Origin of the sequence: Dyella sp. C11 (genome assembly GCF_003121485.1) — a bacterium.
Taxonomy (GTDB): domain Bacteria; phylum Pseudomonadota; class Gammaproteobacteria; order Xanthomonadales; family Rhodanobacteraceae; genus Dyella.
Map to the genome: position 1 here is coordinate 22,960 of NZ_QAVX01000015.1, position 13,937 is coordinate 36,896.

The 13,937-nt window shown below is 64.7% G+C and carries 14 protein-coding genes and 1 pseudogene; 6 read left to right on the top strand and 9 right to left on the bottom strand.

Annotation, left to right across the window (positions count from 1 at the left end; translation table 11 throughout):
- The first annotated feature begins 38 nt into the window (after window positions 1–38).
- A complete protein-coding gene (locus tag DK366_RS14300; RefSeq protein ID WP_109126234.1) occupies window positions 39–224 on the top strand; it encodes a hypothetical protein in 186 nt (61 codons plus the stop codon).
- 170 nt (window positions 225–394) lie between these two features.
- On the opposite strand, the gene pepN is transcribed toward DK366_RS14300, so the two are convergent.
- Entirely contained in the window at window positions 395–3,052 is a 2,658-nt protein-coding gene (gene pepN, locus DK366_RS14305) for an aminopeptidase N (protein WP_109126235.1), read from the bottom strand.
- Window positions 3,053–3,122: 70 nt separating this feature from the next.
- Between pepN and DK366_RS14310 the strand changes: the two genes are divergently transcribed.
- Both DK366_RS14310 and DK366_RS14315 read left to right on the top strand, forming a co-directional pair.
- Window positions 3,123–4,127: an aldose epimerase gene (locus DK366_RS14310; RefSeq protein WP_109126236.1), complete on the top strand. Its 1,005-nt coding sequence runs from the start codon at window positions 3,123–3,125 to the stop codon at window positions 4,125–4,127.
- Window positions 4,124–5,089, top strand: a complete 966-nt coding sequence (locus DK366_RS14315; RefSeq protein ID WP_109126237.1) for a pyridoxal-phosphate dependent enzyme — start codon at window positions 4,124–4,126, stop codon at window positions 5,087–5,089. The genes DK366_RS14310 and DK366_RS14315 overlap by 4 nt, the downstream gene beginning before the upstream one ends.
- Before the next feature lie 656 nt (window positions 5,090–5,745).
- On the opposite strand, the pseudogene DK366_RS14320 reads toward DK366_RS14315, so the two are convergent.
- A pseudogene (locus DK366_RS14320) lies at window positions 5,746–5,952 on the bottom strand (alkylphosphonate utilization protein); the annotation flags it as partial.
- 61 nt (window positions 5,953–6,013) lie between these two features.
- Window positions 6,014–6,910: an EamA family transporter gene (locus DK366_RS14325; protein WP_198651561.1), complete on the bottom strand. Its 897-nt coding sequence runs from the start codon at window positions 6,908–6,910 to the stop codon at window positions 6,014–6,016.
- Window positions 6,911–7,007: 97 nt separating this feature from the next.
- Between DK366_RS14325 and DK366_RS14330 the strand changes: the two genes are divergently transcribed.
- On the top strand, window positions 7,008–7,364 hold the full coding sequence (locus tag DK366_RS14330) for a hypothetical protein (RefSeq protein ID WP_157956548.1): 357 nt from the start codon (window positions 7,008–7,010) through the stop codon (window positions 7,362–7,364).
- A gap of 1 nt (window position 7,365) precedes the next feature.
- Window positions 7,366–7,935: a DNA-3-methyladenine glycosylase I gene (locus DK366_RS14335; protein WP_109126240.1), complete on the top strand. Its 570-nt coding sequence runs from the start codon at window positions 7,366–7,368 to the stop codon at window positions 7,933–7,935.
- Window positions 7,936–7,985: 50 nt separating this feature from the next.
- On the opposite strand, the gene DK366_RS14340 is transcribed toward DK366_RS14335, so the two are convergent.
- From DK366_RS14340 to bioB, 6 genes are all read right to left on the bottom strand, one after another.
- On the bottom strand, window positions 7,986–8,522 hold the full coding sequence (locus DK366_RS14340) for a hypothetical protein (RefSeq protein WP_157956549.1): 537 nt from the start codon (window positions 8,520–8,522) through the stop codon (window positions 7,986–7,988).
- A gap of 194 nt (window positions 8,523–8,716) precedes the next feature.
- Entirely contained in the window at window positions 8,717–9,598 is an 882-nt protein-coding gene (gene bioC, locus DK366_RS14345) for a malonyl-ACP O-methyltransferase BioC (protein ID WP_109126242.1), read from the bottom strand.
- Window positions 9,595–10,365: a pimeloyl-ACP methyl ester esterase BioH gene (gene bioH, locus DK366_RS14350; RefSeq protein WP_109126243.1), complete on the bottom strand. Its 771-nt coding sequence runs from the start codon at window positions 10,363–10,365 to the stop codon at window positions 9,595–9,597. Before bioH ends, bioC begins: the two co-directional genes overlap by 4 nt.
- Complete coding sequence (locus DK366_RS14355; RefSeq protein ID WP_232821058.1) at window positions 10,362–11,252, bottom strand: sulfurtransferase; 891 nt, start codon at window positions 11,250–11,252, stop codon at window positions 10,362–10,364. The genes bioH and DK366_RS14355 overlap by 4 nt, the downstream gene beginning before the upstream one ends.
- Window positions 11,253–11,260: 8 nt before the next feature.
- A complete protein-coding gene (gene bioF / locus DK366_RS14360; protein WP_109126244.1) occupies window positions 11,261–12,436 on the bottom strand; it encodes an 8-amino-7-oxononanoate synthase in 1,176 nt (391 codons plus the stop codon).
- Between the two features lie 138 nt (window positions 12,437–12,574).
- The gene (gene bioB / locus DK366_RS14365) at window positions 12,575–13,579 is read right to left on the bottom strand and encodes a biotin synthase BioB (RefSeq protein WP_109126245.1); all 1,005 of its coding nucleotides are present in this window, start codon (window positions 13,577–13,579) and stop codon (window positions 12,575–12,577) included.
- Window positions 13,580–13,727: 148 nt separating this feature from the next.
- Between bioB and DK366_RS14370 the strand changes: the two genes are divergently transcribed.
- Window positions 13,728–13,934, top strand: a complete 207-nt coding sequence (locus DK366_RS14370) for a hypothetical protein (protein WP_109126246.1) — start codon at window positions 13,728–13,730, stop codon at window positions 13,932–13,934.
- Window positions 13,935–13,937: the final 3 nt, after the last annotated feature.

Consider the following 13,937-nt stretch of genomic DNA (forward strand, 5'->3'; position numbering starts at 1 on the left):
CCCAAGCCAAACAAGGCGACGTTGGGGGACGGAATGTCATGGAACTCAGTAACGATTTCCAGCCGATGTATCAGCACCACGATCTGTTGATTGAACTTGGCCGCGTTGAAATGGCCATGGATGTCCTGGAAGAACGTAGCGAGAACGAGCGTCAGGCCCTGCGCCCGCGCCTGGTTTCGCGATGGAACCGGCTGCGCGACGAACTGGCGCGTCTGGCGGTCTAGTCGTCGCAGTTTTCGCGACGATGGTGGCAAGCGGGTGCGCACCGGGGGGTAGCACCTGCCATCTGCAAGTCCTGCTTTATCAGGTTACATCCTCTCGTTTTATCGCATTACGCCCGGGTGCCCCGTCCAAGGACGGGACGCACTCGGGCGTTTCTTTTTGGACGTCTATCTCAACCGTGCTGCATGCTGCGCACGATCTCGCCCAGGTTGCGTGAAAGGTTGGGCTGCATGGCCAGCATGTCGATGGCCGCGCGTGCGGCAGCATGGCGCATCGGTTCCAGTCGCTGCCATCCATTGAAGGCCGTCGCCAGGCGCGCGGCCACTTGCGGATTGAGCGCATCGAGCTGGTGAAGCCGCTGGGCCAACAGTTGATAGCTCGCACCGTCCGCGCGATGGAAACCATCGGGATTGCCACGTGCCCAGGCGCCAAACAGCGCGTTGATGCGGTTGGGATTCTTCAGCGTGAATGCCGCATCCTTCTCAAGCGTCTGCACGCGTTCAAGCGCGGCGTCACCGGGCAATTGCGTCTGCACCGAGAACCACTTGTCCATGGCCAGCGGGTTGTCGGCATAGCGTTCGCGAAAATGCGCCAGCGCCGCATGCGCCTGCGGGGCGTTGCCGCGCACCAGCACGGACAAGGCGGCGAGGCGATCGGTCATGCTGGGCGCGTTGTCGTATTGCAGTGTGGCCAGCGTATGCGCATTCCACGGATCGACCGCTGCGATCAGTTCCAGCACGCGTCGCTTCAGCCTGCGGCGAGCCTGGCTGGCGGCGTCCAGATCAATGCTGGTGCGCGCGGCGAGCACGTCATAGCGCGCCTGCAGTGATTCCCGGCCGATGCGCAGCGCAAGATGCTCCTGCAATTTCAGGCGCAACGCGTGCACGTGCGATGGATCGACCACGCGTTCGCGCTCGGCCAGTTCGATTTCACCCGGCGGGGTCAGCAGATCGGCGAGCAGCGCGTCGTCAATGGCGCTGTCGCCGAACAGCGCGGCCAGTGCGTCGCACCATGCGTCCAGCGCTTCGGTGCCATCGCCTTCGCGCAAATTGTCGAACGCGCGCGCCGCAAGCTGTTGGCCGGCTTCCCAGCGGTTGAAGCCATCCACATCGTGCCGCAACAGCAGCGCGAGTTCGGCAGGCGAGTAGTCACATTCGAGAATCACCGGCGCGGAAAAGCCGCGCAGCAACGACGGCACCGGCGCCGTGGCCACCTGCTGGAACACGAAGGATTGCTCGGCACGATCAAGCACTACGACACGCTCGGTGGCGCCCGATGTCTCCGCGCTGTCGCTCGTCAAATGCAGTGGCAACAACTGGCCGTCGTGCCCGAACAAGGCAAGCTTCACGGGAATCGGCAACGGTTGCTTGCCGGGTTGATTCGGCGTGGATGGCGTGTGCTGCGACAACGTCAGCGTAAAACTGCGATGCGCCGCGTCGTACTGCCAGCGCGCGCTGAGGCGCGGTGTGCCGGCCTGCGCGTACCACGCGAGGTACGGCGAAAGATCGATGCGGTTGGCTTCGCCAAGCGCGCCCAGGAAATCTTCCAGCGTGGCGGCGCGGCCATCGTTGCGCGAGAAGTAGAGATCCATGCCATGGCGGAAACCTTCCTTGCCCAGGTGGCCCGCCACCATGCGCACCAGCTCCGAACCCTTTTCATACACGGTGGCCGTGTAGAAGTTATTGATCTCGCTGTACTGCGCGGGACGCACGGGATGCGCAAGCGGGCCGGCATCTTCGGGGAATTGCGCACGGCGCAACAGCGCCACGTCTTCGATGCGCTTGAGCGGCGCGGAATTCATGTCCGCCGAGAACTGCTGCTCGCGGAACACGGTGAGGCCTTCCTTCAGCGACAGCTGGAACCAGTCCCGGCACGTGACGCGATTGCCGCTCCAGTTGTGGAAGTACTCGTGCGCCACCACGGCTTCCACCGCGCGGTATTCGTCGTCGGTGCTCGAGTCGGGATCGGCCAGCAGGTACTTGGCGTTGAAGATGTTGAGACCCTTGTTCTCCATCGCGCCCATGTTGAAGTCGTGCGTGGCGACGACATGGAATACGTCCAGGTCGTACTCGCGACCGTAGGCTTCTTCATCCCAGCGCATGGAGCGCTCCAGCGCATCCATTGCGTAGTGGCATCGGCCAATGGCATCCGGCTCGGCCCAGATCACCAACTTCACCGCGCGACCGCTGCCGGTGACGTAGGCCTGTTCGATCTTCTGCAGGCGGCCGGCCACCAGCGCAAACAGATAGCTGGGCTTGGGGTGCGGGTCGACGAAGCGCGCCCAGTGCCGGCCGCCGTCCAGGTCGCCGGCGCCATCGGGATTGCCGCCGGCCAGCAACACGGGGAAGCGATCGCGGTCGGCGCGCAGCGTCACCGTGTAGCTGGCGAGCACGTCCGGACGATCCGGGAAGAACGTGATGTGGCGAAAACCTTCCGCTTCGCATTGCGTCAGCAGAAAGCCCGCCTCGCGCGAACCCGACAGGTACAAACCTTCCAGCGCCGTGTTGGTGGCCGGCTGCACGCGCACGCGTGTCTCGAGAACGCTGCCGTCGTTCACACCATCCACTTCAAGCACGCTGTCGGCGTAGCGCCATGCATCCGCGGCAAGCTCCTTTCCATCCAGCGCGATGGAAAGCAGTTCCAGCCCTTCGCCATCCAGACGCACCGGCGACGTTTGCGCCGGGTCGCGCTTGAAGTGAAGGCGCGAGGTGACCTCGGTGCTGTCGATGCCCAGATCGAACGCCAGCTCGACTTTCGTCACGTGCCAGGCCGGCGCGCGATAGTCGCTGAGCCGAATCAGAGGGGCGGAGACGTCGTTGCGAAGGGTCATGGTAAAGGCCGGAACTACGGAAACGGATGAGTCAGGCTAACATGCGGGCCTTTCCCGGCAGGACAAGGCAATGGCGGAGTATCTTGCGGAACGCGGCCAGGTTGGCGATCACCAGATCGTGGTGCTGACCGACCAGGCAACGGGGCGGCGCGTGCGCATCGCGCGGCGTGGTGCGACGCTGATGAGCTTCGAGGTGCCCACGCCACAGGGCCTGCGCAACATCGCCGACGGCTATCGCGATGCCGGGGAGCTCGACACCCGTCCCAGCTCGCGCTTCGCCATCATGGTGCCGTTCGCCAATCGCATCGCGGATGCCCGCTATGTCTTCGACGGCGAACCGCACGACCTGCAGCCGGGTGTGGAAGGCGCCGCACGTGCCGCGCGCCATGGCTTTGTGCGCGGTGTCGATTTCGACATCGCGGACCTGGTTGCCGATGCGCAGGACGCGCGCGTCACCTTCACCACGCAAGCGATACGACCGGGCGTGCATCCGGGCTATCCCTTCGCCATCGACCTGGCGGTGACTTACGTTCTGGACGAAAGCGGGCTGACGCTCGAAGCGAACATGCGCAACGTCGGCAAGCACGCCGCGCCGTGCTTCTTCGGCTGGCATCCGTATTTCCGGCTGTCCGACACATCCATCGACAGCTGGGAGCTGCAGATTCCCGCCGGCGGCATCGTGCGCACCGACGAGCAGTACATTCCGGTGGCTGGCGAGCATGCGCACGTCGCGATCGACTCGGTACCCGAACTGGATTTTCGCCGCATGCAACCGATCGGTGCGCGCGAGCTCAACCATGCGTTCACCGACCTGCGACTGGATACCGATGGCCGTGCCCGCACGCGCCTGCGCGATCCGGAAAGTGGCATCGGCATCGCCATGTGGCAGGTGACCGGTGTCATGCTGGCCTTTACCGCCGACACCGTGACGCGCGACGTGCGTCGTTCGGTGGCGCTGGAGCCCATGGAAAGCTGGGCGGATGCGTTCAACCGCCCCGATTGTGCCGACACCATCCGGCTGGAGCCGGGCGCAGAGCGTCGCTACACCTGCGGCGTGGAGATCGAAAGCGCATGAGTGCACCGTCGAATCGTGCTGCGTTGCCCACGTTCGCGCAGGTCCGGGAGGCCGCCGAGCGCATCGCACCCTATGCCGTGGTGACGCCGGTTTTGCGAAGCGCGGTGTTGAACGCGTTGAGCGGCGCGGATCTTCATTTCAAGTGCGAAAACCTGCAGCGCGGTGGTGCCTTCAAGTTCCGTGGCGCGTGCAATGCCGTCTGGTCGATGGATGACGAACAGGCCGCGCGTGGCGTGGTGACACATTCGTCCGGCAATCACGGCAACGCCCTGGCGATGGCCGCAGCCACGCGTGGCATTCCTGCGCACGTGGTCGTGCCTGATGGGGCCGTGCGCACCAAGCTCGAGGCCATCGAACGTGCGGGCGCCATCCTGCATCGTTGCGAAGCGACACAGGCCGCCCGCGAAGCCAAGGCCGACGAAGTGCAGCGCGCCACCGGTGCCGAGCTGGTGCATCCGTTTTCCGACACGCGAGTCATGGCAGGGCAAGGCACGGCCGTGCTGGAACTGCTGGAGCAGACGGGCGGCGTAGATATCGTGGTGACACCCATTGGTGGTGGCGGCTTGATCGCCGGCACGGCTATCGCCGCTCACGGTGTTGCACCCAACGTGCTTGTGCACGGCGCCGAGCCCATGGGTGCCGACGATGCATCGCGATCGGTAGCGGCGGGAACGCGCGTGGGGCCATTTGTGCCGGATACGGTGTGCGATGGCCTGCGCACGCTGATCGGCGAGACGAATTTCGAGGCGCTGCTGATGCATCGCGTGGAGGTCACGACGGTGAGCGATGCCGAGGTGATCGCGGCGATGAAGCTGTTGTGGAACGAATTGAAGATCGTGGTGGAGACATCCAGTGCGACGGTGCTTGCGGCGGTGTTGAAGAGGCCGGAGCGGTTCAAGGGGAAGCGGGTGGGGTTGATTCTTAGTGGGGGCAATGTGGATATCGATGCGTTGCCTTGGTAATACCCATGCTTTGCTCCCCGTCCCCGTGTTGGTGAAGTGAGGTCTGCTCTTACTCCCTCTCCCCTGTGGGGAGAGGGTTGGGGTGAGGGGCGGGTGCTCGCGCTAACGTTTCTATCCCTCACCGTCATTTCTATCTCTCACCGCCATCTTGGCGACGACGCCCCTACCCCTCACCGTCATCCCAGCGAAGGCTGGGATCCAGTGACTTTGGTTCTTGGCTCTGTCGCTCGATTGAAGCGATTCCGCGACCTTGCCCGCCTGCCGCGGGCTTCCGACCTCCTGCCGGAGGCCGGGTCACTTTTCTTTGCTTGCCCAAAGATCCCACGGGACTAGCTTTGCGTCGAAAGTAACCAAAAGAAAGGGCACCCCGGATGACCGCGCCTTCCGGGCTTTCAGCCCTCCAGGTCCGCGTGCGGGTTACGGGGTTTGTCGACAGGGCATCCTGCCCTGACGACAAACTGGCCGGCGTCCTGCCGGCCACCCTGCGGGCTGATCCTTCACCCGCACGCCGCTGTCATACGGGGGCCCTGAAGAGCGGAGAGCGGAGAGCCAAGAGCCACTGCCACAGCTCGAATTGGCTGGGCTTTCTCGAGTGCCGGCCCCTCACCCCAGCCCTCTCCCCGAAGGGGAGAGGGAGAAAGCGTGGAGCGCGTGGCTCAAACCTTCTTGATGAAACACGTCTTCAACACCAGCGTCGACTTGCCATCGCGGCATTCGATTTCTTCCGGGTTGTCCTCGTCCACACGAATGGACTTGAACACCGCGCCGCGTTTCAGCGTCTGCGATGAGCCTTTCACTTTCAGGTCCTTGATGACCTGCACGGAGTCGCCGTCTGCGAGCACGGTGCCGTTGCTGTCCTTGACGTTCATGGGATGCCTCCTGGACGTTCATGGGATGCCTCCTGGTTGATGCAAACCGGCCATGTTAGCCGCGCGCGGCGCGCAGGTTGCGCAGGCCCATGCCGCTCACGGCGATCAAGCCGAGCAGGATGAACGCGATACCTGCGAATTCCATGGCGCTGGGTTGCTCGTGCAGGATCATCCATGCCAGCAGCACGCTGACGATGGGAACGCCCAGGCTTGCCACGCTCGCGATGGCGGTGGGCAGGCGATGCAGCACGATCAGCCACAGGCCCCACGCAAGGCTCGACGCCAGCACGACGCTGTAGGCGAGGCCGGCGATCAGATCCCACGTCCAGTCGAACGGTCGTTGCGGCACGCATAGCGCAACGACGATGAGTGCCAGCGCGCCAAACAGCATTTGCCAGGCGGTGAGGTTGAGCGGCGAAGGCTTGTGGCGCAGAAAGGCACGTTTGCTGAGTACGGTGCCGAACGCCCAAGCCAGGCCTGCACACACCGCCAGCAGAGTGCTGCGGGTGCTGCCCAGGCCATGCCAGGGCTCGATGATGCACACGAGTCCAATGGCGGCCAGGCCCAGGCCGATCCAATGCCGACGTGTGATGCGCTCATCCAGGATCACCCGTGCCAGCAACACCGACCAGAACGGCATGGTGTAGGCGAGCAATGCCACGCGACCGGCGCCACCGCTTTCCAGCGCCAGCTGTCCCAGGCCCTGGAAGGCGGTGGTCTGGCACAGGCCGATGGCGAGGGTCGGCAACAGCGGCGGTGGCCGCAGCGACTGGCGCGTGATTGCCAGTGCGGCAAACAACACCAGCGCGCCCAGCGAGTAACGCAGCGCCGAGAAGTTGAAGGGCCCGGCGTGTTGCAGCACCTGCTTCATCACGATCCAGCTGTAGGCCCAGATCAGGATGGTGGCAAGCAGGGCCAGCACGGCGCCGCGGGAAGATGGCTTGATGGTCATGGGTCTGCGGGATGGCCTGATCGAGGCGCCTTGCCCAGCGCATCTCGGTGGGATAGCGTCCTGCTGTCGAAGCAGGGAGCTTAACAAGGGAGGCCCCGTGACTGCAGCGCGCACAAGAAACGTGTTCGTGGCCTGCCTGGGTCTGCTGGCCGTGCTCGCCATGGTCGTGCCGTTGTCGACACTGCTGCCGATGGTGAAGAACGGCGAGCTGCCATGGCTGCGCCTGTTTCCCCTGTTGATCGGCATGCTGCTTCTGTTCCTCGACAGTGTGGCGCTGCTGTTTCGTCGGCCCGAGCATGGATGGGTCTTCGCCCTGGCTGCCATCTTCCTGCTGCTGGGCATGTGGTGGCTGCGGGAAAGTTCGTCCGTGTGGCCATGGTTTGCCGTGATCGCCTCGGCGACAGGCGCGGTGTACGGTTTTCGCAAGGAGCGCGGCGACGAAGCCGTGGATTGATATGGCGACCAAGGCAAGACAGCGCTGCCCCTGGGGCAACAGCGAAGACATGCACGACTACCACGACACCGAGTGGGGTGCGCCGCTGCACGACGACCAGCGACTGTTCGAGTTCCTGTGCCTGGAAGGCGCGCAGGCGGGGCTGTCGTGGCGCACCATCCTGCTCAAGCGTGACAATTATCGGCGCGTGTTCCACGATTTCGACATCAAGCGTGTAGCCGCCATGAAGGAGCGCGAGCTGGAGAAAGCGCTGCTTGATGCAGGCATCGTGCGCAATCGTTTGAAGGTGTATGCAACGCGCGACAATGCCATCGCGGCGCTGGCGGTCATCGACGAATTCGGCAGCCTCGATGCGTACCTGTGGTCGTTCGTGGATGGCAAACCCATCCGCAACGCATGGACGGGTCAGGGCGACGTGCCTGCAAGCACGCCCTTGTCGGACCGCATGAGCAAGGCGTTGAAGAAGCGCGGCTTCCGCTTCGTCGGCACCACCATCTGCTATGCCTTCATGCAGGCCACGGGCATGGTCAACGACCACGTGGTGGGTTGTTTTCGTTACAAGCAGGTCTGATCCGCTACCCGTAACGAAGTGGCGGAGGAGTGGCTCCTCCGCCGGGAAGATCAGTTCATCAGCGTCTTGAAGCGCGGATCGGACACGGCCTTCTTGATCAGGTCCTGCACCGCCGGCCCCAAGGCTTGCGCCGTCTGGTTGCACGCGGTGATCGCATCGAAGCCGCTCTTGAATTCGTACTTGTTCTCGACGGACAACGAGTTGCCGTTGTTGGAATTCAAGGTGAGCGAAAGATCCCACCAGCCGCTCGTCAGGCCGGCGCTGGAAGAAAAGGCGATCTTTTCCATGCGTCCGGTAACGACGGCGTTGTCGCCGTAAACGCCCGCCAGTTTGAATTCGTCGTTGAAGGCCTTCTGCACGAATTGCGGAATGGTGGCGCCGTCGGACGCCTTGATCGGGCCCATCAAGCGGCAGTTCGCGTCGTAGGTGGCCGGTGCGTCGAGCGAGGCCACGTTCAAGGTCTTGCCTTGGTACGTCTTGAGAATCATGTCGTTGTCGACGGACACCGAGTAACGCGCAGGCGTCATCGTCGAACAGCCGGACACGACAAGCATCATGCCTAGAAGGGCAAGCCGAGACTTCTTCATGTTTTCCCCCTGTTGACCCCATGGCTGGACGCGCTCTGAAGGCGCGTTGCAACCGCCGCGGGCGATGGCCGCGGCGAGGAGCACTCTAGCCAAAGGCCATGCCGGAAGCGAGCAGGGTTTCATCGGCTGAAAGTGGGGTTGCGCCACCGTTGTTCCCTGGTGATGCGCCACACGTTGAGCGGCGCCCTTCGACGTCAGCGACGACGCGAGCCCCGCAGGCTGTCGATGGAAAAACTCGCCATCTCGCCACCACCTGCCAGGCGGCGCGACTGCCCCGGCGGCGGACCCCAGGCGTGCGCCGTCACCACTTCCCACGTGGCGGGAATGCGGCCATCGACACGCATGGTTTCGTACGCGGCCAGCATGCGCTGGTAGTGCTTCTTGCCGAGCAGGTGGCGCTCGCGTTCGCGGTCGGCATTGGTGGCGCCCAGGCCTTGCAGCTCCTTGAGCAGCATGCGTGGTTCGCTGTAGGTGAGCGTGTAGCGATCCACGTCGAGCACGGGATCGCGCAGGCCGGCGCTGATCATGGCGTCGCCCAGATCGTGCATGTCCAGGAAGCGGCTCACGTGCGGCTGCTGGTCCGCTTCAGCCCATGCGGCGCGCAATTCCTTCAGCGTGTCGGGGCCGAAGGTGGAGAACACCAGCAAGCCGCCGGGCTTGAGCACGCGTACGCATTCGCCGAACAACGCGGGCAGGTCGTCAATCCACTGGAAACACAGGTTGGAATGCAGCACGTCCACGCTGTGGTCGGGCAGCGGCAGCGACGTGGCCTCCGCGCACACGCGCTGGAACGGCTTCAGCCAGCTGATGTTCTTCTTCGCCGTGCGCAACATCGGCAACGCCATGTCCATCGCGATCACCTGCGATTTCGCGTAACGCTTGCGCAGCAGCGCGGTGCCGCGACCCGTACCCGCGCCGACGTCGATCACGCGTTCGGGCGTTTCCAGATAAAAGCCCAGGCGATCGAGCAGCAGTGTCTGCACTTCACGCTGCAAGGCGTCGTGTTGTTCGTAGCTTTGCGCCGCGCGGCCAAAATTGCGGCGCACCTGCGCGCGGTCGAAATGCGAGTTGGTCATCGAAAGCTGTCCAGCACGGGCGTCAGCGCAGCGGCGACGTCGCCCGCATAACCAAAGAAGGGCGCATGGCCGGCGTGCGCGATTTCAGTGAAACTGCCACGCGCCTGTTCTGCAGACCACGCCATGGCCGGCGGCGGCACGATGCGATCACGGCGTCCAACAATCCATGCGTTGGGCATGGCAAGCGTAGCGAGCTCGGCGCGACGGTCCGCCGTGTCGAGAATGCGGATGCCTTCCTGCAGCACACGCAGATCGGGCTCGCCGCGCTGGAAGATCAAGCTGCGCAGGTGGCGCACTTCCGCCATCGGGTCGCGGCTGCCCATTGCTTCCAGTGCAATGAAGCGCTCCAGCGTGGCGTGGTAATCGGTTTCGAGATCCGTGGCGAGCTGGCGCACCAGTTTGGGATCGCTGCCATGCGGCCAGTCTTCGCTGCGCGAGAACTTCGGCGTGCCATCGATCACGCCCAGGCCGCGCACGTGATGCGGATGCTCGATGGCCCCCGTCATGGCGACGAGGCCGCCGAGCGACCAGCCGATCCAGATGGCTGGTGGCGTCATTTGCGCAATGGCTTGCGCGCAGGCGGACGGCTCCAGCGGCACGCTGCTGTCGCGCGAATAGCCGTGCCCGGGAAGGTCGACCACGTGCAGCGTGCAGCGATCGGCCAACTGTTCCCACAGCGGCTCCATCATGCCGCCGTGCATGGCCCAGCCGTGAAGGATCACCACGGGAATCTCGCCGTGGCCGTGCGTTTCGATGTGCAGCGTCATGCGCCCAACTCTCCCTCTCCCCTCTGGGGAGAGGGTTGGGGTGAGGGGCGGGTGCTCGCCGAGGCGTTGTTCGATGCGAGCTCGTCGCCAGATTGGCCCCTCGCCCCAGCCCTCTCTCCGGAGGGGAGAGGGAGCAAAGGCGACGGCGCTAGCGCCTTGTCCACCGCGCCACGCTCATCGAACACGAAACAATCGCCGTTCCAGTGCGCGCCGTCGGTTTCCTCGAAATATTTCAGGATGCCGCCTTCCAGCTGGAAAACGTGCTCGATGCCGATGTCCTGCATATGCAGTGCCGCCTTTTCGCAGCGAATGCCGCCGGTGCAGTACGACACCACCGTCTTGTTCTCGAAGCGCGCGCGATCGGCGGCGAGTGCCGCGGGAAATTCGGTGAAGCTGGCAATGCGGTAGTCCACCGCGTTCTCGAACAGGCCCACGTCGGTTTCGTAGTCGTTGCGCGTGTCCAGCAACACCACTTCGCGGCCGTCGTCATCGCGGCCCTGCGCCAGCCAGCGTTGCAAGGTCACCGGCGCCACCGACGGCGCGCGCCCGCCTTCCGGTCGAATGGTGGGCATGCGCATGGTGATGATTTCCTTCTTCAGCCGTACGCGCATGCGGCCGAACGGCACCGCGTCGGAGATCGACTCTTTCGGTTCCAGCCCGGCGAAGCGCGGGTCGGTGCGCAGCCAGTCCATGAACGCATCGATGGGTTCACGCGCCCCGGCCAGGAACAGGTTGATGCCTTCGGGCGCCAGCAGGATGGTCCCCTTGAGCGCCAGGGCTTCGCAGCGCTCGAGAACGCGCTCACGCAACGTGGGGAGATCGTCCAGCTGGACGAAGCGGTAGGCGGAAAGATTGAGGATCGACATGGCGGGGATGGGGTACGGCAAGGCGCCCATTATACGGGGCCGGCCGGGATGGCCCGGGAAAGGGCGTCCAGCAGGCGGTCCACGTCGCCTTTCTCGTGGGCGGCCGAGAGCGTGATGCGCAGGCGCGCCTTGCCCTGCGGCACGGTGGGCGGCCGAATGGCCGTGACCAGAAAGCCTTCCCGTTCCAGTGCCTCGGAGACTTCCAGCGCTGTTGTGGCGTCGCCCAGCAGCAGAGGCTGGATGGCGGTGGGCGACGGCATCAGGGGCAGTCCCCGCTGGGCCGCGCCGGTGCGGAATCGGGCGATCAGCGCATGCAGCCTGTCCCGGCGCCAGCCTTCCGCCTGCGCCAGGCGTACCGCGGCGAGCGTCGCCGCCGCCAGCGCGGGTGGCATGGCGGTGGTGTAGATGTAGGTGCGGGCGGACTGCACCAGGCCATCGATGAGGGCGGCGGAACCGGCCACGAACGCGCCGCTGCACCCCAGCGCCTTGCCCAGCGTCGCCATCAACACCGGCACGTCGTCCTGCGAAAGACCGGCATCGAGCACACTGCCCTCGCCACGCTCACCCAGGACACCCAGGCCATGGGCGTCGTCCACCATGAAGGTCGCACTTTCGCGCCGACACAGCGCGGCGAGCTCCTGCAGCGGTGCGATGTCACCGTCCATGCTGAAAACGCCATCGGTGGCGAGCAGCGCCGCGGCATCGGGGCGCATGGCCAGCTGGCGTGCCGCGGCGTCCACATCCGCGTGGGGGTAGCGTTTCAGTTCGGCGCCCGCGAGTTGGGCGCCATCGATCAGGCAGGCGTGGTTGAGTTTGTCCTGCACGCACACGTCGTCGCGTTGCAGCAGCGCCTGCATCACGCCGAGATTGGCCATGTAGCCCGTGGAAAACAGCAGCGCACGCTCGCGCCCGGTCCATGCGGCCAAGGCTTCTTCCAGCGCGGCGTGCGCCGTGCGATGGCCGCTGATGAGATGCGCCGAACCGCTGCCGACCCCGTCATCGGCGGCATGCTTCAGTGCATCGATCAACGTCGGGTGCTGCGCGAGGCCAAGGTAATCGTTGCTGCAGAAGGACAGGAGGCGACGGCCGTCGCGCTCCACCCACATGCCGTCGGCATGCGTGATGGTGTGCAGGCGACGACGCAGCCCGGCCTGTTCACGCTGTTGCGTGTGCAGGGCGAGCCGGTGGAGCAGGTCAGTGCGCATGACAGATCCCGGCCGTTGTAGGAGCGCACTTGTGCGCGACCGCAAAGCCACGGTGTACCTTCGTCAACCGGATCGGGTGCATGTGGATGGCGCTCCGCTTTGGTCGCGCACAAGTGCGCTCCTACAGCGAGGTGGCGCTTACGCGGCGCAGTGCTCCACGATATCCGCGTGCACCGTGCTCGACGTTTCCACCACTTCCAGCGCGTGCAGATCGAGTCGCTTGAACAGCTGGCGATCGTGTTCCACGTCCGGGTTGCTGGTGGTGAGCAGCTTTTCGCCGTAGAAAATGGAATTGGCGCCGGCGAAGAAGCACAGCGCCTGCACGGCGTCGTCCATCTGCTGGCGACCGGCGGACAGGCGGACCATCGACGCCGGCATCATGATGCGGGCGACGGCAATAGTGCGCACGAAGTCGAACGGATCGATGGCCTCGGTGCCATTGAGCGGTGTGCCTTCCACCTGCACCAGCTGGTTGATCGGCACGGACTCGGGATGTTCGGGAAGGTTGGCCAGCGTCTGCAGCAGGCCGGCGCGCTGGTCGCGCGTTTCACCCATGCCCACGATGCCGCCGCAGCAGGTTTTCAGGCCCGCTTCGCGCACGTTCTCCAGCGTGTCCAGGCGGTCCTGGTACTGGCGGGTGTGGATGATCTCGCCGTAGAACTCCGGCGCGGTATCCAGGTTGTGGTTGTAGAAGTCGAGGCCGGCGCCCTTCAGCGTCTTGGCCTGTTCGCCGTTGAGCATGCCCAGCGTGGCGCAGGTTTCCAGGCCCAGGCCCTTCACGGCGCGCACGATCTCGGCCACCTTTTCCACGTCGCGGTCTTTCGGGCTGCGCCAGGCGGCGCCCATGCAGAAGCGGCTGGCGCCGGCATCCTTGGCGGCCTTGGCGCGTTCCAGCACGGCCTCCACGCTCATCAGCTTCTGCGCCTGCACGCCGGTGTCGTAGCGCGCGGCCTGCGGACAGTACGCGCAGTCTTCCGGGCAGCCGCCGGTCTTGATGGACAGCAGGGTGGACACCTGCACGGCGTTCGGATCGTGGTGTTCGCGGTGCACCGAGTGCGCGCGATGCAGCAGCTCGTTGAACGGCAGGGCGAACAGCGCGGCCACTTCGGCGCGCGTCCAGTCGTGGCGGATGAGTTGGGCCATGGCGACAGCTCTGGGGGAAACGGGGAATGGGCGACAGTGTGGCAGTGCGGTTTTTCTTGTCAACTTACGACGGCATGTATCAGTTGACGATGCGCCGACGTATGGCTGCCGCTACCATCAGCCCATCCATCGGGAGGGAGTGGCTGGCATGAGTGAAGGACAAGGCAGTTCGGGCAACGTGCTTGCTGCCATCTGCAGTTTTTTCATCCCCGGCCTGGGCCAGCTGGTGCAAGGCCGTTTCTGGATTGCCCTGGTGATGTTCGTGCTGGCGGCGATCCTGTGGATCGTCTGGCTGGGCTGGATCATCCACCTGTGGTCGATCCTTGACGCCGCGCTGTTCAAGCGTAAAGCCTGATCC

Excerpts from the sequence above, each read along its gene's own strand:
- bioB (WP_109126245.1), bottom strand. The coding sequence starts at position 13,579 with ATGGCCCAACTCATCCGCCACGACTGGACGCGCGCCGAAGTGGCCGCG.
- pepN (WP_109126235.1), bottom strand. The coding sequence starts at position 3,052 with ATGACCCTTCGCAACGACGTCTCCGCCCCTCTGATTCGGCTCAGCGAC.
- DK366_RS14325 (WP_198651561.1), bottom strand. The coding sequence starts at position 6,910 with ATGACCATCAAGCCATCTTCCCGCGGCGCCGTGCTGGCCCTGCTTGCC.
- DK366_RS14315 (WP_109126237.1), top strand. The coding sequence starts at position 4,124 with ATGAGTGCACCGTCGAATCGTGCTGCGTTGCCCACGTTCGCGCAGGTC.
- DK366_RS14300 (WP_109126234.1), top strand. The coding sequence starts at position 39 with ATGGAACTCAGTAACGATTTCCAGCCGATGTATCAGCACCACGATCTG.
- bioH (WP_109126243.1), bottom strand. The coding sequence starts at position 10,365 with ATGACGCTGCACATCGAAACGCACGGCCACGGCGAGATTCCCGTGGTG.
- bioF (WP_109126244.1), bottom strand. The coding sequence starts at position 12,436 with ATGCGCACTGACCTGCTCCACCGGCTCGCCCTGCACACGCAACAGCGT.
- DK366_RS14340 (WP_157956549.1), bottom strand. The coding sequence starts at position 8,522 with ATGAAGAAGTCTCGGCTTGCCCTTCTAGGCATGATGCTTGTCGTGTCC.
- DK366_RS14370 (WP_109126246.1), top strand. The coding sequence starts at position 13,728 with ATGAGTGAAGGACAAGGCAGTTCGGGCAACGTGCTTGCTGCCATCTGC.
- DK366_RS14335 (WP_109126240.1), top strand. The coding sequence starts at position 7,366 with ATGGCGACCAAGGCAAGACAGCGCTGCCCCTGGGGCAACAGCGAAGAC.
- bioC (WP_109126242.1), bottom strand. The coding sequence starts at position 9,598 with ATGACCAACTCGCATTTCGACCGCGCGCAGGTGCGCCGCAATTTTGGC.
- DK366_RS14310 (WP_109126236.1), top strand. The coding sequence starts at position 3,123 with ATGGCGGAGTATCTTGCGGAACGCGGCCAGGTTGGCGATCACCAGATC.